Source organism: Simiduia litorea (assembly GCF_042853465.1).
Classification (GTDB): domain Bacteria; phylum Pseudomonadota; class Gammaproteobacteria; order Pseudomonadales; family Cellvibrionaceae; genus Simiduia; species Simiduia litorea.
The window spans coordinates 1,365,859-1,390,011 of record NZ_AP031497.1; the positions used below are offsets into that span (position 1 = coordinate 1,365,859).

General features: G+C 46.6%; 24 protein-coding genes. 7 read left to right on the plus strand and 17 right to left on the minus strand.

The window, feature by feature from the left end; genetic code table 11:
• The first annotated feature begins 102 nt into the window (after positions 1-102).
• The 3 genes from ACGHTT_RS06025 to ACGHTT_RS06035 all read left to right on the plus strand — a co-directional run bounded on the left by ACGHTT_RS06025 (position 103) and on the right by ACGHTT_RS06035 (position 6,126).
• On the plus strand, positions 103-2,442 hold the full coding sequence (locus ACGHTT_RS06025; RefSeq protein WP_390594132.1) for a S8 family serine peptidase: 2,340 nt from the start codon (positions 103-105) through the stop codon (positions 2,440-2,442).
• 274 nt (positions 2,443-2,716) lie between these two features.
• Entirely contained in the window at positions 2,717-4,042 is a 1,326-nt protein-coding gene (locus tag ACGHTT_RS06030) for a spinster family MFS transporter (protein ID WP_390594134.1), read from the plus strand.
• Between the two features lie 476 nt (positions 4,043-4,518).
• A complete protein-coding gene (locus ACGHTT_RS06035) occupies positions 4,519-6,126 on the plus strand; it encodes a cellulase family glycosylhydrolase (RefSeq protein ID WP_390594135.1) in 1,608 nt (535 codons plus the stop codon).
• Between the two features lie 115 nt (positions 6,127-6,241).
• Here ACGHTT_RS06035 and ACGHTT_RS06040 read toward each other — a convergent pair whose 3' ends face one another.
• The gene (locus ACGHTT_RS06040) at positions 6,242-6,694 is read right to left on the minus strand and encodes a hypothetical protein (protein WP_390594136.1); all 453 of its coding nucleotides are present in this window, start codon (positions 6,692-6,694) and stop codon (positions 6,242-6,244) included.
• 1,076 nt (positions 6,695-7,770) lie between these two features.
• Between ACGHTT_RS06040 and ACGHTT_RS06045 the strand changes: the two genes are divergently transcribed.
• The 3 genes from ACGHTT_RS06045 to ACGHTT_RS06055 all read left to right on the plus strand — a co-directional run bounded on the left by ACGHTT_RS06045 (position 7,771) and on the right by ACGHTT_RS06055 (position 9,294).
• Positions 7,771-8,184 (plus strand): helix-turn-helix domain-containing protein, encoded by a 414-nt coding sequence (locus ACGHTT_RS06045; protein WP_390594138.1) that lies wholly within the window; start codon positions 7,771-7,773, stop codon positions 8,182-8,184.
• A 42-nt stretch (positions 8,185-8,226) separates the two neighbouring features.
• Entirely contained in the window at positions 8,227-8,478 is a 252-nt protein-coding gene (locus ACGHTT_RS06050) for a superinfection immunity protein (RefSeq protein ID WP_390594140.1), read from the plus strand.
• A 366-nt stretch (positions 8,479-8,844) separates the two neighbouring features.
• Positions 8,845-9,294, plus strand: a complete 450-nt coding sequence (locus tag ACGHTT_RS06055) for a c-type cytochrome (protein WP_390594141.1) — start codon at positions 8,845-8,847, stop codon at positions 9,292-9,294.
• A 118-nt stretch (positions 9,295-9,412) separates the two neighbouring features.
• Here the strand turns inward: ACGHTT_RS06055 and ACGHTT_RS06060 are convergent, their stop codons facing one another.
• From ACGHTT_RS06060 to ACGHTT_RS06070, 3 genes are all read right to left on the minus strand, one after another.
• Complete coding sequence (locus ACGHTT_RS06060; RefSeq protein ID WP_390594142.1) at positions 9,413-9,772, minus strand: hypothetical protein; 360 nt, start codon at positions 9,770-9,772, stop codon at positions 9,413-9,415.
• Positions 9,773-9,876: 104 nt separating this feature from the next.
• Positions 9,877-10,533: a hypothetical protein gene (locus tag ACGHTT_RS06065; RefSeq protein WP_390594143.1), complete on the minus strand. Its 657-nt coding sequence runs from the start codon at positions 10,531-10,533 to the stop codon at positions 9,877-9,879.
• On the minus strand, positions 10,517-11,155 hold the full coding sequence (locus tag ACGHTT_RS06070; protein WP_390594144.1) for a L,D-transpeptidase family protein: 639 nt from the start codon (positions 11,153-11,155) through the stop codon (positions 10,517-10,519). Before ACGHTT_RS06070 ends, ACGHTT_RS06065 begins: the two co-directional genes overlap by 17 nt.
• Positions 11,156-11,597: 442 nt before the next feature.
• Here ACGHTT_RS06070 and ACGHTT_RS06075 point away from each other — a divergent pair, with 442 nt between their 5' ends.
• Positions 11,598-12,314, plus strand: coding sequence for a hypothetical protein (locus tag ACGHTT_RS06075; RefSeq protein WP_390594146.1), 717 nt, complete (start codon positions 11,598-11,600; stop codon positions 12,312-12,314).
• A 138-nt stretch (positions 12,315-12,452) separates the two neighbouring features.
• Here the strand turns inward: ACGHTT_RS06075 and ACGHTT_RS06080 are convergent, their stop codons facing one another.
• The 13 genes from ACGHTT_RS06080 to ACGHTT_RS06140 all read right to left on the minus strand — a co-directional run bounded on the left by ACGHTT_RS06080 (position 12,453) and on the right by ACGHTT_RS06140 (position 23,782).
• Positions 12,453-12,686 (minus strand): hypothetical protein, encoded by a 234-nt coding sequence (locus tag ACGHTT_RS06080; protein WP_390594148.1) that lies wholly within the window; start codon positions 12,684-12,686, stop codon positions 12,453-12,455.
• Between the two features lie 108 nt (positions 12,687-12,794).
• Positions 12,795-13,115: a hypothetical protein gene (locus ACGHTT_RS06085; protein ID WP_390594150.1), complete on the minus strand. Its 321-nt coding sequence runs from the start codon at positions 13,113-13,115 to the stop codon at positions 12,795-12,797.
• A gap of 77 nt (positions 13,116-13,192) precedes the next feature.
• Complete coding sequence (locus ACGHTT_RS06090) at positions 13,193-13,510, minus strand: hypothetical protein (protein WP_390594151.1); 318 nt, start codon at positions 13,508-13,510, stop codon at positions 13,193-13,195.
• Between the two features lie 358 nt (positions 13,511-13,868).
• On the minus strand, positions 13,869-14,015 hold the full coding sequence (locus ACGHTT_RS06095) for a hypothetical protein (RefSeq protein WP_390594152.1): 147 nt from the start codon (positions 14,013-14,015) through the stop codon (positions 13,869-13,871).
• Positions 14,005-14,223, minus strand: a complete 219-nt coding sequence (locus tag ACGHTT_RS06100; RefSeq protein WP_390594153.1) for a hypothetical protein — start codon at positions 14,221-14,223, stop codon at positions 14,005-14,007. The genes ACGHTT_RS06095 and ACGHTT_RS06100 overlap by 11 nt, the downstream gene beginning before the upstream one ends.
• Positions 14,223-14,741 (minus strand): hypothetical protein, encoded by a 519-nt coding sequence (locus ACGHTT_RS06105; protein ID WP_390594154.1) that lies wholly within the window; start codon positions 14,739-14,741, stop codon positions 14,223-14,225. Before ACGHTT_RS06105 ends, ACGHTT_RS06100 begins: the two co-directional genes overlap by 1 nt.
• Before the next feature lie 699 nt (positions 14,742-15,440).
• Positions 15,441-16,127, minus strand: coding sequence for a hypothetical protein (locus ACGHTT_RS06110; protein ID WP_390594155.1), 687 nt, complete (start codon positions 16,125-16,127; stop codon positions 15,441-15,443).
• A 316-nt stretch (positions 16,128-16,443) separates the two neighbouring features.
• Positions 16,444-17,025, minus strand: a complete 582-nt coding sequence (locus ACGHTT_RS06115; RefSeq protein WP_390594156.1) for a hypothetical protein — start codon at positions 17,023-17,025, stop codon at positions 16,444-16,446.
• 135 nt (positions 17,026-17,160) lie between these two features.
• Positions 17,161-17,502 carry a hypothetical protein gene (locus ACGHTT_RS06120; protein WP_390594157.1) on the minus strand — a complete coding sequence of 114 codons (342 nt, stop codon included), beginning with the start codon at positions 17,500-17,502 and terminating at the stop codon, positions 17,161-17,163.
• 1,145 nt (positions 17,503-18,647) lie between these two features.
• Entirely contained in the window at positions 18,648-19,295 is a 648-nt protein-coding gene (locus ACGHTT_RS06125; protein ID WP_390594158.1) for a hypothetical protein, read from the minus strand.
• A 36-nt stretch (positions 19,296-19,331) separates the two neighbouring features.
• On the minus strand, positions 19,332-19,949 hold the full coding sequence (locus ACGHTT_RS06130; RefSeq protein WP_390594159.1) for a 5' nucleotidase, NT5C type: 618 nt from the start codon (positions 19,947-19,949) through the stop codon (positions 19,332-19,334).
• A gap of 101 nt (positions 19,950-20,050) precedes the next feature.
• Positions 20,051-20,284 (minus strand): DUF2188 domain-containing protein, encoded by a 234-nt coding sequence (locus ACGHTT_RS06135; protein WP_390594160.1) that lies wholly within the window; start codon positions 20,282-20,284, stop codon positions 20,051-20,053.
• Between the two features lie 603 nt (positions 20,285-20,887).
• Positions 20,888-23,782, minus strand: a complete 2,895-nt coding sequence (locus tag ACGHTT_RS06140) for a ribonucleoside-diphosphate reductase subunit alpha (RefSeq protein WP_390594161.1) — start codon at positions 23,780-23,782, stop codon at positions 20,888-20,890.
• Positions 23,783-24,153: the final 371 nt, after the last annotated feature.

Sequence of the window (24,153 nt, forward strand, 5' to 3'; positions counted from 1 at the left end):
CGCTTTTCTTCTTTCGCTACAAAGGATTGATCTGGCATCGTCTTTGCTTTTCTTTATTTGCTACATAACTATAAAAATTATTTATAAAGGACTGTATTACCAATGACATTTCCCGTAAAAACATTAGCATCTGCAGTAACGGCGAGTATTTTGGGTCTCGCATTGTCGGCTAACGCCAGTGCTCAAGGCGATATTCAAAGCCTTGCTGTACCGGGCTCCAGCGTCAGTAGCTTGACGCAGGTTAGCGATCAAACGCCTAAGCGCTATATTGTTAAGTACAAAAAATCGGCTGAAAACACCGTGATCAAAAGTTTCGGCCGCAAAGCGTTTAAAGACCAATCGATGGGTAGAGCGCGAGACGGTTTACAAAGACGCGGTGGCAAGATAAAACTTGAAATGAAAAATCATCATGCGTTCGCCGCCGAAATGAGCGCGCGTGCGGCTGCTGAACTGCGTTTGGATGCTGATGTCGAGTATGTTGAAGAAGATGTGCCGCGTAAGATGTTAAGTCTTTATAACGACGACGTTGGCAACCCAACCCAAACACAGTTAACGCCCTATGCTGTCTATCAATCACAAGCTAACCAGCTGGCGCTTCAGTCTGGCCAAAAAGTCTGTGTTATCGATTCAGGTATAGCTGGCTCCACCGGTGAAACCGGTGGCTTGAACAATGACTTCGACTGGAACGTCATCACCGGCACGAGCGATTCCGGTACCGGCGATTGGTTCGCCGATGGCGGCCCTCACGGCACCCATGTAGCCGGTACCATCGCGGCAAAAGATAACGGTTTTGGTGTGATTGGTATGGCGCCAGGCGTACCTTTGCATATTATTAAAGTGTTTAACGATGCTGGCTGGGCTTACTCGTCTGATTTAGCTGAAGCGGCGTCTCACTGCGCGGATGCCGGCGCAAACATTATCACCATGAGCTTGGGCGGTGGTGCTGCGAACACGACGGAAGAAAACGCGTTTAAACAGTTCACCCAAAACGGGGGGCTTGTGTTAGCGGCGGCGGGTAATGATGGTAATAATGTTCGCTCATACCCCGCTGGTTATGATTCGGTAATGATGGTTGGCGCGAATGATGCCGACAACGGCATCGCCGATTTCTCTCAGTTTCCAGCCTGTAGTGCTGCCAAAACTAACTGTGTGGAAGTTACTGCGGGTGGCGTGAACACCTTGTCGACCTATCCTGCCGGTGGCGCAACGCTACCAAGCTTGACGGTGAATAATGCTGCTTACCCAGCGTCGGCATTCGAGAATACCGGTTCTGTTACTGCGGCAACGTTTTACATGGGCACGGCTGAAAGCACCAACGCTGGGGCCAACGGCAAAGTATGTGTTATCGACCGAGGTAACATTTCATTCCACGATAAGGTGCAAAACTGCCAGAACAGTGGTGGTGTTGGTGCCATTCTTATTAACAACGTCGCCGGTGTGTTGTCTGGCACCTTAGGTGACACTAACGCAACCACTATTCCGGCTGTGGGTGCGGCATTGGAGAATAAAACCGCGTTGGTTAACTCAACCACTGCCACGGTCGCGGTGGCACCGGGTGACTATGGCTACATGAGCGGCACCTCTATGGCAACGCCAGCAGTTGCCGGCGTGGCTGCGTTGGTTTGGTCTAATCACCCAAGCTGTACCGGCACCAATATCAGAAATGCATTAAAGGCAACGGCTGCCGACGCAGGCACCGCAGGTCACGATGTGTATTTCGGCAACGGTATTGTGAAAGCCAAGTTGGCCAGTGATTACCTGACCACCTATGGTTGTGCTGGTGATACCGGTGGTGGTACTGACCCAGTTGGCAACGCACTGGTCAACGGTGTGGCAAAAACGAGTTTAGCGGCCAGTAAGGGTGGCAATGTTATGTTCACCTTGGATGTGCCCGCAGGCGCCACTAACTTGAGCTTTGTAATGGCCGGTGGCAGTGGCGATGCCGATATGTATGTGCGTTTCGGCGCTGCACCAACCACGTCCACTTATGACTGCCGCCCCTACAAAAACGGCAATGCTGAAACCTGTACTATCAGCAACGTTCAGGCCGGTACTTACCACGTGATGTTGAATGCATATGCCACTTTCTCGGGTGTTAGTTTAACGGGTTCTTATACCGAGCCTTCTACCGGTGGTGGCGGTGCAGGTAGTGCGTCTGAAACTAACCTTTCTGGCGCACGCCGAGCTTGGGCACATTACACGGTTGAAATACCTGCAGGTATGTCTAGCTTGACAGTTGATATGGCTGGCGGTACTGGCGATGCGGACCTCTATGTGCGCAGGGGTTCACAACCAACGTCAAGTGCTTACGATTGTCGCCCTTATAAGAGCGGTAATACGGAGTCTTGTAGTATTAGCAGCCCAGCTGCTGCCACTTGGTACATCAGCATTTACGGCTACAGCGCTTATAGCGGTGTGTCGCTCAATGTTGAGTGGAAATAGGCCCTAGTAAGGTCGAAACGTTAGCGGGGTTACTGCGCTAAGGTTTCTAGGTTAAAAAAAGAGGAGCATTTGCTCCTCTTTTTTTTGTTTGGGCGAGTCTGGTTTTGGTCGGCGCTAGACAAGCTTTTCAACGCGCGTTGCGTGGTATTTAAATCAGACACATGGGTTTGGATTGTGGTATATAAAGGTGGCTGCCAAGCTTTTACTGCTCCTAATTGCGCCTTTATGAGCAGCATCAATAATAATTAGCTACCGGTTCAAGGACGTTCTATCTATGTTCAGTGCATCAACCGATCATTCGCCCTATCAAAAACCCAATTATCGTCTTTATGTTTTAGCACTGCTCACCTTGGCCTATGTGTTTAACTTCGTCGACAGGCAAATCATTTCGATTTTACAAGAACCAATTAAATTGGAGTTTGGCTTATCTGATACGCAATTAGGTGTTCTGAACGGCTTTGTGTTTGCGATTTTTTATGTTGGCTTTGGTATCCCCATTGCTCGGTGGGCCGATACAGGCAAGCGGCGCAATATCATCGCTTGGGCGATTGCCTTGTGGAGCCTGATGACGGCGCTGTGTGGCGTGGCACAAAATTATGTGCAGTTACTCGCCGCGCGTATTGGTGTCGGTGTGGGCGAGGCAGGTTGCAGCCCGCCAGCTCACTCCATGATTTCTGATATTTTTCCGCAAAAATTTCGCGCCACAGCAATGGCTACCTACTCTCTCGGCATCAATGTCGGAATATTGGTGGGTCTGTTGATGGGCGGCTGGTTAAACGAATTATACGGTTGGCGCGTGGCTTTATGGGCGGTAGCGGCGCCCGGTTTAGTGGTCGCCCTGTTGTTAAAATACACGGTTGCCGAACCCGCGCGCGGCGGTGCTGACATAAATGCTGCAAGCGCTGGCGAGCCGAACCATCAGCCTGCGGCTGTTCCAATTGTGCAAGTGATACAACATTTCTGGCGCTCGCGCACCGTGAAGTGGTTGGCGGTAGGTGCGGGTTTAAGTAGTTTTGTCGGTTATGGCTTAGCTAACTGGATGCCATCATTTTTGGTGCGCAGCCACGCCATGGGCACAGGTGAAATTGGCACCTGGTTAGCATTAATTGCCGGTGTGGGTGGCGCACTAGGGACCTTTGCTGGCGGCTTTTTGGCGGATCGTCTTAGCCAAAGAAATGTACGTTGGTCGCTGTGGGTTCCCATGGCTATTTTGTTAGTCTGCGTTCCCTTGTTGTCGTTGACGCTCCTCATGGATGCCAAGCTTAATGCCATGCTTATCTATATTATTCCCGGCAGTATCATGACCGGGTACATGGGGCCTGTCATCGCCGTTACCCACAACTTAGCGGATAATCGCATGCGCGCGATGGGGTCCGCGTTGTTGTTTTTGGTTATCAATATAATTGGTCTAGGCTTGGGGCCGGTCATTATTGGTATGCTCAGCGATTGGTTTGGCAATACCATGGGCTTAGAAGGGTTGCGTTATGCCATGCTCTCGGCTGTTGTCGTGAGTGGCGTATTGGCGGCTTTTTGTTTTTATGTGGCGAGCCGAACTTATCCCGAAGAGCTGGCGCGGATGAACAAAGGGCAAACAATATAGTACGACTGTTTATAATTGGTGTTGATTATCGAAAGTTTATTGGACGCAACGCGTTAAGTTTTTGCGTCAACGTGAATAAAACAATTCCCCTGTATGTTGCGTTGGTATCAGAGATTTTAACTATTACTAGCTTAGCTAGGCGCTTAGAGTAAGTACTTTTTTGTCGACGATTTTATCAAGCAGAAAGTGGAAAATTCAAAATTCTCTATTGCTATATTTGTATAGCGTGAGATATTTGGCTGCCTAGCATCAAATCAAATGCTAGGTGCGATCAACTAATAATATCACCTCACGTTATATTCGTAGATCTTTCATCGCTTCACAGCGTCAAGTAATTGCATGCCTCCCAGCGACACACTGTGTAAAATTTACCTGATCTAAGTATGAATTCACGCAATGCGTCTGAATAGACGACTTTGAATACCCGCACGCCTATAGTTTCGACGGGTTTAACGTCAGAACTATAGGAAGATTAAATGAAATTTTATAATTTATTGAATGCTCGTCCTGCGGTTTTAGTGGGTAGTGCGCTATTGACCGCCGTGATTTCTTCACATTCACAAGCAGGTATGCGTGTGTCTGGTACGCAGTTACTAGATGGTAATGGTAATGTTTTTGTCATGCGGGGCGTTAACCATCCCCACGCTTGGTACAACTATCGCACTCACGCTTTTGAAGATATCGCGCTTGCGGGATCTAATACCATTCGAGTGGTCTTAAGTGATGGCCAACAATTTACCAAAAATAGCGCCGAAGATGTGGCTAGGGTTATTGCGGCCTGTAAGCGTCAACGAATGATTTGCGTGTTGGAAGTACACGATGTAACAGGCTCGGGCGAGAAAGCAGAGGCCGGTACCATGGCAAAAGCCGTTGATTATTGGCTGGAGTTGAGCAGTGTATTAAGTGGTGAAGAAGATTATGTGATTATCAACATCGCCAATGAGCCCTTTGGCAATAACGTACCTGCGAGTACCTGGGTAAATGAGCACAAAGCTGCGATTACGCGAATTCGGGCGGCCGGTTTGACGCATACGATTATGGTTGACGCTGCAAACTGGGGCCAAGATTGGCAGGAGATTATGCTGACCCATGCCTCTGATGTCGCCGCAGCAGATGTGAGTAATAACACGCTGTTTAGCGTGCACATGTATCAGGTCTACCCGAATCGTGAAAAAGTTGAAGGTTATGTAAAAACATTTTTGGAGACTCACAACCTGCCGTTGATTGTTGGTGAGTTTGGTGCCGATCACCAGGGCGCTGACGTGGATGAAGATGCCATTCTCGCGGTATCTGAAGCGTATCAAATTGGCTACTTAGGTTGGTCTTGGTCAGGTAATACGGGCGGTGGTACAGAGTCTCTTGATATGACCGTAGGTTTTGATCCGAAGGTGTTAACCCCGTGGGGCGACAGATTGATTAACGGCGTTAATGGTATTAAAGCGACTTCAACATTGGCTAGCGTATTCGATGGCCAGGTGCCGCCGCCAAAATTGATGTGTGATTGGTACGGTTCGATTATTCCTGTGTGTGAATTTCAGGAGTCTGGGCATGGTTATGAAAACCAACAAAGTTGTGTGGGTGTGGTAACCTGCCGCGCACAAGACGGAACCGGTGGCGTTGTGGGTGAAACGCCAACACCGACGCCAACACCAACCCCAACACCAACACCAACACCGACACCAACACCGACACCAACACCAACACCAACACCGACACCGACACCGACACCGACGCCGACGCCGACGCCAACACCAACACCGCCAGAAGGTGCCAAGGCTAATTGCAGCTATAAGGTGATAAACAGTTGGGATACGGGTTTTGAAGGTCAAATAATTTTATCCAACCCCGCTGCATCAACTACTGTCATAAATGGTTGGGCCTTGTCTTGGCTGTACTTGGATGGCTCAAAAGTCAGCTCGGTATGGAATGCAGAATTTTCAAGCGCGGAGACTTACCAAGCGAAAAATTTGACTTGGAATGCCAGTATTCAACCTGGGCAGTCGGTTAGTTTTGGTTTTGTAGGCGAGGGAAGTGGAGTACAAGCAGAGTTAGGTGGTGCTTCATGTGTTACGCCAGTTCTCTAAAGTAACAAAGCGCATATTAAGTGAGCTTGTACCGTGGGGCGTTTATTTTACGCCCCTTTTTTTATTCTTGGAGCCAATACGCGCAATAAATGATTAGGAGGCTATTTGGTTGTTGTTAATCATCTGACACGTCAAAGTCATCCAGCGCACCATGGTGGAAACTGCCATGGGTGCCGTCTTCATTTGACGGGCCTTCGTAATCGTCGTGATTTATATCGTCATTATCTTCGCTGTACGGCGATGTAGTTTCTCGCCCTTCACTTTCTTCGCCGTCAGCTTGATAGTATTCAATGGCGAATTCACACTGGATATCATTGGCGCCAAGTTCCGAGTGGTAGCAGTAATTAGTCGCACCCACGGGAAACTCCCAAACCTCGAAAGCGATAGAGATGGCTTGCTGGCAACCGATGCAAGTATTCAGGTGCACAGTCTCATAGCGTCCTTCGCTCTCTGGGTCATTTCTATCTGGGTTACCCATTTCGAAATGTAAGGCGAGGGCATCTATAGCATGCTGATAACCACAGGCGCTGCAACGGTAGGTTGTATTGCCGATAATACGTGTATCCATAACAATATTTGTATCCGTTGATACTCAAAATGTTTAAGCGTGTAAACGCTTAGAGGTTTTTGTTTGAGTGGCGGTGGCTATCGCAGTAGGGGAGTTGAGCCGATACAGAAGTATATACGTTAGTGTTACCCTTCCCTAGGTTTAATACCTGCTAGTTAGATGGTGACGTGAAGTTCATACAACCTTTTCGCTTTCTTGCTGCAACCCAAGTGTAGTTGTAGATACGATTTCCTGAGTGGGGAGCCGGTCTCCCTTTGTAACAAACAACAAATCAATCTATCGCGTTTACCGGCGACAGAGCCGGTGTATTGTCCTAAAGCAGTGTATTGGTAGCCACGCTGACGTGGTTGTGCGCTTTTTGGCGTCAGCGCTTGGCGGCTTGCAGGCCATTCATGCACGTACAGGAAATTCACTGCTGCCACCCATGGGCTTTTATGAAGAGGTTCGCTTTTTGCTGCGTGGAAGAGAGGTAGCACGTTTAGGGAAATTACTATGCAATACACCAAGCCTATGATTGACCTAATCTATGACGTTAGACGCCGGGTTTCCAGTGAGCTGTGACGTGAGCTTTTAGCGGAAGAGCAAGTGATGCCAGCCTCACTTGAACCGTCGGACGTGGTCGCAAAACCATTCGTGAGAGTTTACCGCGGACAAGTGATGTTAAGCCCGGCATCTGAGGATCGATCAGACGTAAAAAATCGCAACAATTAACAACAAATAACAACAGATAACAACGCGCAGCGCATTTACCGTGGCCAATTGGTGGTTTAACCGGTGCTAAAAAGCGGGCTTAGATTCGTGGCAAGTAACAATAAGGCTCTGTCGCTATACCGTTGAAATCACGGAAATAGTCACGCAGCTCTTCAATCCGCCTTTGTGTTAAAAATTTCAAACGGTTATTTCCGACTTTTACTGGCCTCTCATGTACCCTGTCACCTGCTTATGGGTGTTCTTCCTGTGAACAAAAGTGTATGAAAAATAAGCAAAAATTGCGCTGTCGTCATGCTGGCGGCTAATTGGCGTCACCGACAGCGCGAAACTTCCTCGATATTGGCCACCACGGAGGCGATCTAGTCATGATTGTTAAAAAGCTTAGGGAGCAGCGGTCCTGGTCTCAGGAGCAGTTAGCACAAATTGCTGGCTTGAGCCTGCGCACTATCCAGCGTGTGGAAGCTGGTAATAAGGCAAGCTTGGAAACACTCAAGTCCCTCGCCGCCGTGTTTGAAGTAGATATCGGCAAGTTAACGGCTGAGATTGTAGTGATTGATAAAGACTCAACGGCGTGGCAAGCAGAGCCATGGTATATCCGCTGGTGTTTGTATGGCGTGCGTCGGCGCAGTCATATGCTCGCTATCGAGTATTCCATGATAGTCGTAGGAATAGTGACGTTACTCACGACCACTAAACCTGTCGCTGCCGCTGCTGCGTTCTTAGGTGCCTATATCAACACGAAATTACTCAGCTACATTGATCAGCGCGCCTATTGGTAATTCAGCCTCAGGCGCTCTACAGGAAGACTATAGGAAATCACCATGGAATTTATTAGCCAACACTTCGCCACATTGCAGGGTGCGTCATGGGTACTGTTATTGGTATCGGCGCTGTTATTCTGGTTTTTACCGGCACTACTTGCCTTGGTGCTGAACCGCAAACATTTCAAATGGATACTCCTTGCCTGTATCCCAGCGGGGTTGTCTTTTATTGCCTGGGGCGGGCTGATGGTCTGGGCAGCCACCGGCAGGGCAGTTGAGCGCCATAGAGCAGGGCTGGAGCAGGAAAGTTAGACGGCGCCTGGTCGATTGCACAACCAAAAGCGCCTATGACCACCCTATTGAAGGTATAGGACTTTTAACGTGGGTTAAAAAATCACGGCGCACCGTGTTTGGTATCAATAAGCGCATTATTGAGAGCCATTACGCTAGGTGCGAGTGATTCGGGTCATAGCGTGGCGCGCCAAGCATACTGGCTTTTGCAGCCATCTAGTTTAGGTCGATTCCACCAGTTTAGTTACCTAGCGGCGTTAAAAGCTCGAGATTAGGCATCTGCGGTTGTGATACTTGTTCATTAATTGATCACTTGATGTCGATCAATGCCCCTCCATTTGGTAGCGCTAGACTGAAGCCTCAACAATTTTTTGGAGGCAATGGAACATGACTGTTAAAAAGTTAGTCGTATTCGCGCTAATCGGAATGTTGTTTGGCTGTGATACGGGGCCATCATCGCCTCTCGGTTTTAGCCTGCCAATGGGCGATATTGCTAAAGGCGAAGTCGTATTCAACAAGTATCAGTGTATCGCCTGTCATAGTTTAGAAGGACATGAACAGGAATCTGTTGCGAAAGAGCTTAATAAGCCTGTTGCTCTGGGTGGAAAATCGACTCGCATAATGACCTACGCAACGTTGGTAACGTCAATTATTAACCCATCCCATAAAATTGCCGGCCGCTATAATGCAGATAACCTGCAAGCCGATGGGTCTTCCAAAATGCGAAACTATAATGACGTTATGAGCGTTCAGGAGTTAATTGACCTCGTCAGCTTTTTGCAACCTAAGTATCAATTGATTCCCTATGAGCGAACACATTACGAACGCTATCGTTAGGGGTTAGGTCTTGTCTATGTAGGCTTTGGCTAGTGGCGTGAAGGCTTGTTGAGTTTCACGTGCATGAAAACCAGAATTTGAATGCGTCAGCGTAGTGCAGCTGCGCATTCAAGGTTACCTATTCGCCCAGCGAAGCGATGATTTTTCGTTTGGTTTCTTGAAGTCTGGCCGTAACGTCTTCTATAACATCCTCATTGATTCGATCGTCCAAATACGCCAACGCTTGTTCATAGTCTAGATATCGGTAATCCTTCTCCATACCTTGATTGACAGGGTATTTTTGCATGACTTCTTTTATTGGCACCCGCTTGAAAACCACGACCTTAACATCGTAAGCCCTTGGCCTTGAGTCACCGTGCGCTTGCCATTGCCACCATTCGTTACCGATTACCTCACCGGCGATAACCTGTGGGCCAAAGTCTTGATAGTCAAGAACAATAGCATTATCTGTCGGGGTCCAAATGCAAGATGTGATCAAGAGCGCTGCCAAGAGCAGGATATTGTGCGACACGGTTAGGCCGAGAAACCTTTCGTACTTAGTTATTGACGTTACTAAAATCGATCTGTTCCTTGGGTCCAACTCTAATTGCAAAGTGGTTGATTTGATTGATGGTGGCGACTCGAAAGAATATTCCCATTGTTGATATCAATTTCAACGCGACTCAATTCACCTTCCTGTTTGATAAGTGCAACGAGTTTGCCGTGACATAACTGTGGGTCTGCGTCTACCCAAAGAATCGGTGTCGACCAGCCAAGTACAGGGCTGTAGCAGCTGCTAGTATCCTCGTTCTCCTTATACAGAGAAGGGCGGTTGCAGGCGAGCAGGGACGAGTGATCGGAAAGGATGAGTGAATTTTTTTTAAAAACTAATTCGCCCTTGTGCCAACCGGCGTTAGTGAAAACATAATGCCCCCCCCTATACGTAGCTAGCTGGACCGCACCTTTGTGCTCAAAAAATTGTAGTGCACTGTCATCGATTCCCCATTCCGATGGAGTCGCCTTGTTACTTTCTAATAACACAATATAGGGGATGTTTTCGCCATTGGGATCGATTTTGTAACCAGCCACAAATAGGCCATGTTCACTTTCAAATCCCAGATAGCTATTGTCTAGGCTAGTATCTATTCGATGGCCATTTTTGGTAAAGCTCCCATCGGTATTCCAAGCTGTTTGTGCGCTCGAGCAGCCAGATGTAATGATTAGTGTGAACAGAATAAGTGATCTATTTAAAAGTTTCATGATATTTATGCACTATAAACGTGGTTCCTGGTTTAAAAGCACCTGCGGTTATAAGCAGATCTTTCTCGTTTGGTTTGAGGTGAATGCAACCATGGGAAAAGGTCATAATGATCGGTTTTCCCGTAGATTGTTGTGCCTCATTATCTGGCGTGGTATGAAACATCTGACCGGATAATCTTTCCGAGCCATCCATCCTTCGGTTTCCGTTCAAGTCTTTATACCAGCGAATTGCGATGGGGCCGAAATCATTGAATACCCAAACTGAAGGTACTTTTCTGAGGTTATAAAGATCATAATATAGATTAATAATTTGCTGGCGTTCTATCTGATGATCATTTTTAATCGACGCCCAATTTCCATTGGTGAGTTGATACCATACATCGTTTATATCAGGTTTGTCTTTTAGGGGAGTGCCCCACTTTATTCTTGATAATTGCCAAGTATTGGTGCGATAAGCATGAGACTCTGCAATGACGTAATGACCCGGCCACGTAGGCTCTTCGGCCATCCGCGGGTCATTTCCAATGGAGGCCGGTCCGCCCCATGCTTCGTAACTACGAGCCTTAGTGTTGCCATCCAGTAACACCAGAAGCTTTTGCCCTGGGTAAAAGTGAAGTTCCATCGTAAAGTCCTTTTTAAAATGAGAAACGCCTTAATGCTGAGAGGCAATGTAGGTATTGCCGCCCGTTAGGCCGATATCCTACACGATTGTAAGCATGGATAAAGTTTTTCGTTAATCCTAATGTTTGAGCAAGGTAGTAGGTACTAACTATTTGAGGTGTATATTTTTTTAAGCGGCACTGTGGTGCTATTTACGTTAACGGTATGTCCCAGCAGAAAGGGGGGCATGATGAGGCTAAGGTTACTGGCCAAATTATTATCTGCCGTCAAATATATTCTGGCTTCCTGTTGAGTGGTAGTAGATGAAAAAACGATGATGCCCGAAGCCAGAGCGTGCATGTTCGAAAAGCCAACTTAGAGCCGTATTTCAACACAAAGGCCTATTGAATTGGTTTTAGCTTCTTGGCATCGTGGCTCATCAAATATCGACAAGGACGAACGCTATGCATTTCAGACTTAACCCCAATGGTTATACGCTATCGGGCCCGCTAACGTGGTTTGCGGGTAATGTACCTTATGATTCAGCTAGTGGCGTTGTCCACCGGACTTTACATAATCAAACGGGTCACATTGGTCCCTTGCCCGGTGACATGGCACGCTCTGCGGTAGGTTTAATTAACGGAGATTTGGGTGCGGTATTGGGAGATAGAGATGCAGGTCTAGGCCGTAGCTGGGAAAGATTGCATTTAATCGGCGTAAGTGCAGGCTTGCTGAGCGAGCGGCGTTATTCTAACTACAATACAGTTATTGGGAGTCATGCGATGAACACCGCAATGATACCTTTTGAAGGTATCGCTAACTGGGTGTTGTCGCAGGGGCGCAGTTACCGCTACGTGGTCAATGTTGATGAACACAAGACCCTTAATTTCATTGATAAAAATGGCGCTGCTAGAGAAGAAAAAGTACCGGTTAAATTACGTCAGGCCATTTCCTATACTTCTGAGAACGATGCTGATATTTGGATTACCATTTGTCAGACGCATCAGGATTCACGGGTCGCTGGTCTATCGACTGATGTCGTCATTGGTTACAGTGCGGATATCATGGATGAACATAAGATGAAGACCAGTAGCTGGGAGGCAGTTTACGCTCAGATAGCGGCAATAGATCAGCAGGTAAAAGATACTCAAGCTAGTGGAAAATGGAACTTGGTAAAATAAGAAATCTGTTGGGGTTGTGCGGTGAGAAGCAGTGTGGGTGCTGCTTTTCACTGCGACGTGTGGTTTTAATATGTGGGAGTTTTTGCACCGACCCTAAATTTGAACCCAAAAATCAATTGAATGGAAGAGCTCGGCTAGCTAGTTATCATCCTCAACAGATTCCCAAACTTCGCCATACCCAGCTGATCTAAAATACGCCATAAAGGTGATGATTATCTTTTCCAGTATGTACTCTGTACTTTCACCTGTTTCTTTGTCTTCTTGGTTAGATCGCTCTACTATACGCCAGAAAAACTTAGCGAGATGTAGTGCCTCGTCTTTATTGCTCAATTGGTCTTTATGTATGATTTCTTTCGTGAGTTGATCACTCATAAGTTCCGCATAATGCAAAATTGTGGGCTTTTCTTCTGGGTTGGAGTAGGGGATCATTCTCTTGATTTAATTGTGCCGCTAATAGCGCTCGCCGTTTTTAAGATTGCGCTATTGTGCATGATATTTGTCGTGGCCTTTAGACCATTCTTGCTCGTAGCCTTGCTTTTTAAAGTAACCGGTGAAAATATAGAGTGTCTTCTCTAGCCAAGACTGTAGGTCTTCGATGCCTTCAACGACTTTATTGTTACTTTCATCTTCAACTGCTTGATCAATCATTTCCCAGAAAAAATGGGCTAGTTTCTCAGCATCTTCTTTACTGTTGAGATTCTCTTTGCTTGTCACAATCGATGTTGCGATATCACAATGTAATTCATTGGCGTAATGTAAAACTAGTGATTTAACGGGTTGGTTGGATTTATTGAAATTCATTATTTCCTTGTGTCATTAGTGTTAGTCACGCCTTCTTTATATTAGGTGGTTAGGTTTTCAATGTGGTTTTAGGGGGACTACCTGTTAATGTCATTTGATTCATCGGTCCAAATTTGAAAGAACTCCAATTTTTTCATATAGCCGATGAAGATGTTCATCAACTTCTCCATCCATCGTTCAAGGTCATAGGAGCTAGCAATGTCTGCGCCTTGCTCATAGTCTTCTGCTGCTAAGTCTGCCATTGTCCAAAAAAATCGAGTTAGTTCTCTTGCTTCTTCTATATTTGAAATATCTCGATTATTGTTAATGATTTCTAATGCAAGCTGGCTATCCAGCTTTTCTGCATAGTATTTCGTAAGCTCGAGAGCTTCGCCTTGATCGTGAAAATCAATCATTACTATAAGCCTCCAGTGGAAAATCGTTCATTACTGACATTCGTTGTGATATGAACGTCAATTTTTCACTCTGATTTCAGCGCTATGTAGGTGATTTTTTCACTTTCTTTGTGTGGTCAACGTGCGGAAGTCTAGCAAAGAACGCGCGTTATTTACGGAAAATATATTCGGGCCAAGCAGAGCCATCGGCGTCCTGTCGATCACTCTGCGGGCAGCAAAGCTGGCCCAAATTTCTGCTTATAGTTTGTCCTACCCTGCGGGTCCTTTATCGAGACGTGCAGGTAGTTTCCCTTCCGGGTGCTGGCGCGAAAAAAGTTTATCCGGTCGAGTTTTCGTACCCTTTTCGGAGTCGATCCTTTTATCCTTTGCGGGTGCAATTTTTCTTAATATGTGACATTGCTTTTAACACTGCCTGTTGGGCTTTATTCGCAGCAGATATTGGATCTGCTTCAGTAGGTAAAACGGTAAATTGCTTTTCTTGGTCTGTTAAGGGCTTATTGCTCATCTTCCTTGTCCTCATCTAAATCAATAATCATTTTACCGTTTTTATCGGTAGCGCCAGAGGCCATACCTTCAGGTTCTTTTGGCCCATTTTTATTGGCTTCCATGGCCTCAGAAAGCTTTCTTAAACCAGCCTTTGCCCGTTCTTCCTTGGTAAGGTGTTTTAGCTTTTCAGTATGTGCCGCGTCGAAATCTTCAATATTGTCTGTCATTAGCTAATCCTCCGAATGCAGCAATTGTTAGTACGGTTATATTTGAACCCTTTGTGCTCGTAATAGTCTCGAACATCATCATTAATTGGGTTCATTATCTTTACGTAGGTCGCGCCTAAAAGCGTTGCATAAGCATACATAGCAAGATAGGTTAAATCCAAATGTGGTTCATTCGCTGTAGGTGATTTTTCAATGTAATCCAGTCTAAGTCCAGTAGCATGGTATGTAGGTCGTCCCATGGCGAAGCCTACCAATCTTGAATCGTGCCACGTCGCACTTTCAAACCGTTTGGGATATTGTGCTTTCCAGCTCATCCAAGAGGTGGGCCAATCCCAGTCTACTCTTCTTTTTGGGTGGTTTTCCCAATGGCGAAAAGCTTCATAGGCTGCGTTGTCCACGAGTGCCAATCGAGTGTTGGGTGATCTTATGGCTTGGTTTGCCATGAGTATTGACTGCCGGCGAAGCTCCGCATATCGGCGCTCCAGTTCGTCACGCATCCTTAACTGTAGGCCAGCCATATATATTCCTTTATATATTGTAATTTAATGGTTCTACCTTTCGAGTTACCTATTCTGAAGGAGAAAGAGCGACTTATTACAGTAGTTTTCAGTCACTTGGCACTTTGGAACCAAAAATATTTTTGAAATATACTTAGGCAGCTCTATCGGTAATGCCAATGAATAGTGTTTTACCTCGACGCCCAATCGTTTTCTCCCTGGTATTCCAAGGGCATTGAAATGTTGTATGCGTGGGTGATGCGGATTAGTACTCATCTGGTTTCAATACTAAGTAGGTGGTTTGTTCATTTTCTTTGTATGGTCAAAGCGTCGGAGCGAAGCGGAGACATGAGTGCCAGCGAAAGCGACTTGTGTCGCGTTCATACGAATCCGCCGTAGTGTAGCGAAGGCCACGCGTTTTTTGCGTCATAGAAATCCACTCCGACTGGATAGTTTTTACACTGACCCATTGATCATTGATCTTTGCTTCTATAGAAATGATTGTCTTCAGCTGATTCTGAAAGACGTATGGTTCTTCCTTGCCCATTTAATGCTCCTATGGAAATATCTTGTCTTTTTGAGGTATATCAAACTAATCGTCGAATTTTCGATAGCTGAAGCGTGTTATGCAATAGGCATTTAGAGTTAATTTTTAGTGCCTAATTTACTTGATCACTACAGATATCAATGACACTGACCCCATCGATCGACCCCATCGATCTATCGGCATAGTCTTGCTTGGGCATATTGGCTAAACGTTTCAAGTTCTTTAGGGTCATTGGCTGGTTGAGGATGTTTTTTGAAGGAATATTCAATCGATGCTTTTGTTTCGGGAGGAAAGCTCCCCATTGGCAGGTGAACGTAATAGCCGGTCTCAAGAAAAAGGCAGATGGCCTGTATGGACCTCATTGCCTCCTCTTCTTCGTTATTTTCTGGTGAGGTACAGGTTTTTATCCAATCAAGAATGAGCTTTGAGTTAGCATCCCTTAACTTTTGATGTTTAGAATTTTTGCGGGTGTCACGATTTGCAGCGTTATCTTTACCCAGCTTCAAAACTTCTGCTTCAGACATCGTCATCAGCTTGTTATAGTGCGCCTCGGCTGCAATGGCGTCACGCACCGCTAGGGCTTTGATTTCACTTTCAGCAGAAACACAGGATGGTGTTGTCTTGCGTGTCGGAATAAATGGTACGTTGGCATGTGTATTGATCGGCTCACCGGTAGGCTCGCCAGCTTCCGCAACATCGACGCTTCTGCTGCCCGCACAGGACGTATTACCGTAGGTTGTTTCTCCATCATTGCCCATACATTTGTGCTCGGTCGCCGATACGCAGGATGCGGCGCTGCAAAGTAAGAGTGTCAATAGCCTGAGTGTGTGCTTCGCCCGACTTAAAATGATAACTGACATGGGTATAGCCTCTGCGAAAAATCTAAACACGAGTAGGGCACAAAGTCCTTTCTTGACTGATATGCTGGTTTGAACAAGGTGTTTATACTTCCTATCCATGACTTAATTTTAGTTATGTCTGTTGGCAGTGCATAGACAATATCAATTAAAAATTGGTTTATTAATCGCACATTGAATTTAGATCAAGGAGCCTGACCCCATTGATGTGAATGACACTGACCCCATCGATCCGGTGGTAGAGCCCGAGAGCTATTTACAACTAAAAAGTGTAGAAGAATTCAAATTCACTCCGATCCATTTATCCTGATTACTTCTGTTAATTATCATCAAAATCGTCTGGATCACGGTTCAAGTATTTGCTGTAGTCTGGATCAAATTTACTTATTGATTCCAAACACCAGGATTCCTCTGTTTCACCATCGAAGCTTACCACCCGTTTTTTGCAGATCCCCTCAATATAGCCTTCAGGATCTAGGCTAAACTCTTCTCTCTTTTCCTTTGAAACTATAATTCCCGTAGGCCCAGGCTTTAATCCCTTTAACTCCCAATAAGATAATTTCCCGCCATCTGGGTTGTACACACTGGTAATTACCCCACCAAAACTCAGTTCTTTTGGCTCGACATATGCACTTTCATCAAATTCATCAGGCAAGGCATTTAGCCTTAATTCGTACCGACCATAATTAAAGTGGCCAACATCTTCACCTAGAATAATTTCAGTTGAGAGCACACCGGCAATGTACCTATAGACCTTTTTCTTTCCAAGGCCAGACTTCACCAGCCTGTCAAAGGCAGGGCCAACGGCAGGGGTTTCATCATTCGACTTTTGGTTGTCAATCACTTGGCAAAGAGTGTCAAAGTCGTATCCGCATTCTTCTATATCTTCTATACTTTTCATAACCTTTCCATTTCTTGCATAATTCGCTGCAACCAAGAGCGTCCGTCGCACCTCAGCTCCGTAGTTAACGATTGGAGTTTTTACATTGCACCTACATCAAAAATCGTAGAAAAACTCTAATTCACTCCGCCCCTTTTATCGGCCAAGAGTGAATTTTGTCTGGTTGAACGTGCTTGCGAATGATAAGCCATACTTATCACTCGGTACAACCCAGTCAGGGTTGGTCTCGGAGAGTAAAGAATCCCCGTCCTTTATGCCTCCTCTCTTCTTTTCATCTCCAAAGATAACCTTTTTTCGGCCGAGCGACTCGGTCATGTATGTAGTTGGCGAGTGGGGCTCAATTGTTGTCCTAAACATTGCCGCTGGGAGACCAGACTTTAGTGTTTTATGTAGTTCCCGTAATTCATTGATCTTTGCTTCTATAGAGCTGATTGTCTTCAGCTGATTCTGAAAGACGTATGGTTTTTCCTTGCCCATTTAATGCTCCTATGGAAATATCTTGTCTTTTTGAGGCATATCAAACTAATCGCCGAATTTTCGATAGCTGAAGCGTGTTATGCAATAAGCATTTAGAGTTAATTTTTAGTGGCCTAATTTACTTGACCACTACAGATATCAATGACACTGACCCCATCGATCGTTGTAGGGCTTGCGTTTGGTTGTCATGGAACACCTCTTTAAGACATTATTGTCTACTAATTGAAGTGTCCGTCAAATCAGGGTAGGTTTACTCCGACCCCTTTATCACTTATATGTAGTTGGGCAAATAAATCCTAAATATAACTACAGTAGAGTGTATCAAGGGTGGGCAAACAAAATATAATAAATGGTCCTGTATGTGCGAGAAAAATATTGGAGGGGGTGTTGAAATCTTTCATCCGGAATAGAAGGTTTAAGTATTTATCAGCTTTATTAATCGCGTTCTCTTTTGGTTGGTTTTTTTGTCTTTTTCTTTTGTATAAAGACTTGGCACCTAGAGATAACCTTGAATTCTCGCTGAGAGACTCGTATACAGCTGATGCATATGTACTTGCAATAATGTCTGCGGAAAAAAGCACAGGTATAACACTAAGGCAATTTCTTGATTGTGCATTGCAAGACAAACATGATCGATTAGCGAAAAAACTTAATAAGTTCAATGCTAGGGATTCAACCTTTAAATTGCCGAATAATAACGAAGAGTATCGTGCAATTCATTTGATGGTTGAATCAAAGTTGAATATTGAGTACTACTGGGATAAATACAATAAATTTGATTGTGATTCGATTGAATGGTGATCCGACAAAGATCAAGAACGATCAAGGAGTCAAGCTGGGGTAGGTTCACACTGACCCCATCGATTTGTTGTAATTTTGGCTTGTTCATTTTCTTTGTGTGGCCAAAGAAAACGAACCAAAAGAAATCCACCCCGACTGCGCTCGTTTCCATTCAAAGTGCCGAATTTTGGGGGTCGCGCCGACAGGCTCCTGCCTGAACGTCGCTCAATTGGGCGTCCTGCCCAATTGACCCCCAAATCCGACACTTTGAATGGTCGCTACGTAAGGGGCCCCAAGAGCGCCGCTTCGCAGATGGAGATTAGATGTGCGGAATTTCTTAAAGTGATGCCAAATATTGATCTTTTTCAAGCCTCGTCTGCTCGGATTTTTATTGTGGATGGTGTACTTATTCGTTTGCTGCCTTTCGGTTGGTTAATTGGTTCGTTTGGCGATAAGTAGCATTCTTGTTCCGCCTCTGAATCGTAGAAGAACTCTTTTCCATAAAAATCCTCGTATAGAACTCTAAGGTGAATATTTTCCAGAATTTCGTAGGCTTCACTCAATTCTATTGCTTTTCCATTTGCTCTATGAATTTTCAGTCCAATTATTTCTGTCATGGAGTTTTCTCTGATTACTGCTCCAGAGCATAGTCCAACCATTCCATGACCGTTGTAAGTAAATTTATTTTTTGGAAAGCAATTTTTAATAATATGATTAACTGAGTCTTCGAAATTTTTTAGGATAGGTAAGTTGCTCTGATAGAAGCAAAGTTTTTTTATTCGGGCTGGTCCAAGTCCAGAGTTGTATAGATTTAAACAAACTTCATTACTAATCGGGTCTGCGTAAACTTCAAGATTTAATAGAGGTAATACAGAAAGTCTATCATTTCGTCGAACATGTAGTAGTGATGCCCATGATCCAAGCAGTGCAATGATTGCGATGTAGGCTTCTGGCGACAATGTGTAAAGGAAGTTATTTATTGCAGTTAATCCATTAGTTAATTCATCTATCATTTTGAAGGCTCTTAGAATTTCGAATTCGTTATTTGACTACTTGCTAATTTTTAAGCTATTGCTCCAAGCGTTATATTTTTCTAAGACCAAGGTCTCTACATCGCTCCAGCTTTCAGCCCTTAAGCCGATTAAGTCTTTGTTCGTGGAGTTAGTGAAAATAATGACTTCGCTTCCTGCTTCTTGATACTCTAAAATATGCTTTTCAGAGTCCTCAATATAAATATTTGCCCCGACGTGTGTTTTGTGTTGCATAAAACATAAGTCCCAATAGGGTATTCCGTGTTTATCAAGCCAATCTATTGTTTGTGATGTAGCCTGCTTGTGAAAATATCGAATGTACAACCTGTGTGTAATGATTCGTATCCGAATACCTGCTTTGGATAGACGCCTTAAGGTTTGAGGGCAGCCGTTTATAGGCTTTAATTCTTTGAATAAGTCGCGTTGAGTTACGGCGAACTTATGGAAGTCTAGGTATCCCCCTGGGGTTTTATCTATCCCCCACTCAGGTAGTCCGTAACTAACTTCTTTAGTCAGTGTTTCTAAATCAACACCTAGCCATTCAGCAGCAAGTGGACGAATACCGTCATAGAAATCGGCGCAAACTCCATCTAAGTCCACACCGAAGATAAAATCTTGTTGATAGTTTTCTTCCATTTTGGCTCCTTGGCTAGATTCGTTTTATAGCCGCTTACTCGGCTGTGAACTGAAGTAAATTGAGTTAAGGGAAATGACCCTATGGCCATTTGAGCACTAATTCACTTGTTGTCTTTAGGTGGGTGAGGGTCGTTGCCATAACTATTACCTGCACGAATTTTCCCATTCCGGCCATGAACCTTAGTATCGGACTGTTGGTTTCGTGCAATGTCTTGGGCTGCCTCAATCGATTCTTTTTGCGTTTTAGTTACCTTGGTAGCTTTCGAGTTACCCGCACCTTTCACTGCCCAGCCATCGGGGTGTTTAACAACATGCTGGTTCTTTCCTTTTTTCATGCATGCCTCTTTTAGTTGGTTACCGCGTTTATCTACTAACAGTTGTTAAGAGTGTTGTTTTGCTTTTCTCCTCTTGCGCAGCGGTGAGCGGAAGCCGAATTAAGTAGGGCAAATGGCATGGATGGCGGGTCGCCGGCGACCTGCTTAATTTGGCTGGAGAGAACGAACCCGATAGGGCGCGTAGCCGGGGTACGTTTCTTTTGGTTCGTTTTCTTTTCGTATAAAAAGAAAATGAACAGCCCATTTCCATCTAGCGAACCCTAGCTTTGAGTGCTAAGGGTTTAGCTGCATCACTTAGCTTGTATTATAATAGTCTTAGGCTATTGAATCAATAGCCTAAGACTATTTGTGTGCTATACTTCATTTGCGCCCATTAGATGGGGGATTTTTAAACTTGAGATGAAGAGGTCACAATGGCTAAGACGACAGAAGGTAAGAAAAAGGTTCATGTACCTGCCCATACTAAGAAAGTCGGGAGTAAAAAAGTGAAGGTAAAGGAGCATTACCGTTCAACCAATAATTAGTTGCGATGCTCAGTCTTTAGCCTTGGTGAAGGCTGCTGTTAGAAAAAAGGCCGCGATAAACGCGGCCTCTGTTAACTCTTTACTGACACGCCTCACAATCCGGCTCATCAATCGAACACGCCTTCGGCACCGCCGCAGGCCCTGCCGCTTGCACCGGTGCATCCTGTGCCCCAGCAGACACCTTATTCAAGGTGCCCTGAGAAACCGTCGATTTCTCCGTGGTGGTAGCCGCTAAGGCGCGCAAGTAGTAGGTGGTTTTTAAACCGCGGAACCATGCCATGCGGTAGGTGAAGTCTAGCTTCTTACCGCTGGCGCCGGCGATGTAGAGGTTCAAGCTCTGGGCTTGGTCGATCCACTTTTGACGGCGGCTGGCGGCGTCTACTATCCAACGGGGTTCTACTTCGAAGGCGTTGGAGTAGAGCAGTTTTAAATCGTCGGGGATGCGATCGATTTGCTGCACTGAACCTTCGTAGTATTTCAGGTCGTTAACCATCACGCTGTCCCACAGGCCGCGATCTTTTAGATCGTGCACTAGGTAGGGGTTAACCACGGTGAATTCGCCCGATAGGTTAGATTTCACGTACAGGTTTTGGTAGGTGGGCTCGATGGACTGAGACACACCGGTGATGTTGGCGATGGTGGCGGTGGGGGCAATGGCCATAACGTTGGAGTTACGCATGCCGTCTTTTTGTACTTTCGCGCGCAGTGTTGCCCAATCTAGGGTTTGGCTGCGATCCACTTCGATGTATTTTTCACCGCGATTTTTCGCTAGCAGTTCAATGGAGTCGATTGGCAGTATGCCTTGATCCCAGAGTGAACCTTTGAAGCTGGAGTAGGCGCCGCGCTCGATGGCCAGCTCGCTTGAGGCTTCGATGGCGTAGTAGCTGATCGCTTCCATGGAGGTGTCGGCGAAGGCCACGGCTGCATCTGAACCGTAGGGAATGCGCTGCTCGTAGAGTGCATCTTGGAAACCCATCAAACCTAAACCAACCGGGCGATGGCGGGCGTTAGATTGCTTGGCGGTGTCGACGCTGTAGTAGTTGATGTCGATAACGTTATCGAGCATACGTACAGCGGTGCGCACGGTAGCGCGCAACTTCGCTTGGTCTAATTTGCCATCGACAATGTGTTGCTTGAGGTTCACTGAACCTAAGTTACACACGGCAATTTCTTCGTTGGCCTTGGTGTTCAAGGTAATTTCGGTACACAGGTTGGACGAGTGCACCACACCGGCGTGTTGCTGTGGGCTGCGCAAGTTACAGGCGTCTTTGAAAGTGATCCACGGGTGGCCGGTTTCAAATAGCATGCCTAACATTTTGCGCCACAGGTCAGCGGCTTTGATGGTTTTGAATAAACGCATCTTGCCTTCGGCGGCGAGTTGCTCGTATTGAACATAGCGCGCTTCGAAGGCGTTGCCGAACAGGTCGTGCAAGTCTGGCGTGTCGTTGGGCGAGAACAGGGTCCACTCTTTATCTTCGAACACGCGCTTCATGAACAAGTCTGGCACCCAGTTGGCGGTGTTCATGTCGTGGGTGCGGCGGCGATCGTCGCCGGTGTTCTTACGCATCTCTAGAAATTCTTCAATGTCCATGTGCCAAGTTTCAAGATAAGCACACACGGCGCCTTTGCGCTTGCCACCTTGGTTTACGGCCACGGCGGTGTCGTTGGCCACTTTCAAAAATGGCACCACGCCTTGGGATTTACCGTTGGTGCCTTTGATGTAGGCGCCGAGTGAGCGCACCGGGGTCCAGTCGTTACCTAAGCCGCCGGCAAACTTAGACAGCATGGCGTTGTCTTGAATGGCGCCGTAAATGCCGTGTAGGTCATCGGGAATGGTGGTCAGGTAGCAAGAGGACAACTGCGGGCGCAAGGTGCCGGCGTTGAACAGGGTAGGTGTCGAACTCATGTAGTCGAAGGACGACAGCAGGCGGTAGAACTCGATGGCGCGCTCGTTTTTGTTGTCTTCTTCAACCGCGAGGCCCATGGCAACGCGCATGTAAAAAATCTGCGGTAGCTCAAAGCGCACGTTGTTGGAGTGAATGAAGTAGCGGTCGTATAAGGTTTGCAGGCCTAAATAGGTGAACTGCAAGTCGCGCTCGGCGATTAAGGCTTTACCCAGTGCGTCGATATCAAAGCTTTCCAGAATCGGGTCGAGCAGTTCCAGCTCGATACCTTTCTTGATGTAAGCCGGTAACGCCGCGGCGTAGAGGTGCTCCATGTCGTGTTGGGTTGCCGAGGTAGCCACACCCAAAAAGGTGAGGGCTTCGGCGCGCAACTTGTCGCACAGCAAACGCGCGGTGGCGTAGGTGTAGTTGGGTTCTTTTTCCACCAGGGTGCGCGCGGTAATCACCAGCGAGGTGTTAACGTCGTCGAGTGATACGCCGTCGTACAGGTTGCGCATGGCTTCGTCGAGAATGGCTTTGTCGCTCACATCTTTAAGCCCAGCACAGGCTTCAGATACCACGGTGCGAATGCGGTTGAGATCCAGTGGCGCGCGCGAACCGTCGGCCTGAATCACATTGAATGCGGGGTATTGTGGGTCTACCGATGCTTCGGCGGCGGGCTTCTTGGCTGCGCGGGCGCGGGCGTGTTCTTCGCGGTAGAGCACGTAGTCGCGCGCTACTTTTTGTTCGCCGGTGCGCATCAATGCCAGTTCTACTTGGTCTTGAATTTCTTCGATGTGAATGGTGCCGCCCGAGGGCATACGGCGGGTGAACACGGCGGTGATCATCTGCGATAAACCTTTTACGGTTTCGCGAATGCGGCTAGAGGCGGCGGCGGTGCCACCTTCAACAGCCAAGAAGGCCTTGGTCACGGCCACTTCAATTTTTGAAGCGTCGAAAGGCACCACGGTGCCGTTGCGTTTTATCACGCGGATTTTACCCGGCGCGGTGGCGCTAACGGTGGACTGGTTGCCTGCGGGTGCTGTGGCCACGGCAGGCTTGGTGGTGCTGGTTTCAGTGTCGGTGTGCATGAACGTCTCCGCGTTTCTGTTTCCGGTTAAATGTGCCGGTTAAGCCGCTGAAACGGATTAACCTGTGCTGGTTTAGTTACATCGTATTGCTAACGCCGAGGTCGTTTGACGCTCGGCGCTTATGTTGTGTCTCATTGTGTTCGGCAATAGCAAACCAGCCGCGTTGACCACGGTGCAGTGGTGGGCTGAATTGTGCGAAGACTTACCGAAATTTAGGCGGCGCCACGTTTCTGGTGGGAGGGCTACTTTACCTAGCGGCGACGGGGTCGGCATCGCTAGGGCAAGGTACCTGCCTACATAGGTCAAACTGTTGACTGCTATGTGCCTATTTATGATCTCTATCCCATGTCCTTGTGTGCTTATGCTATTCC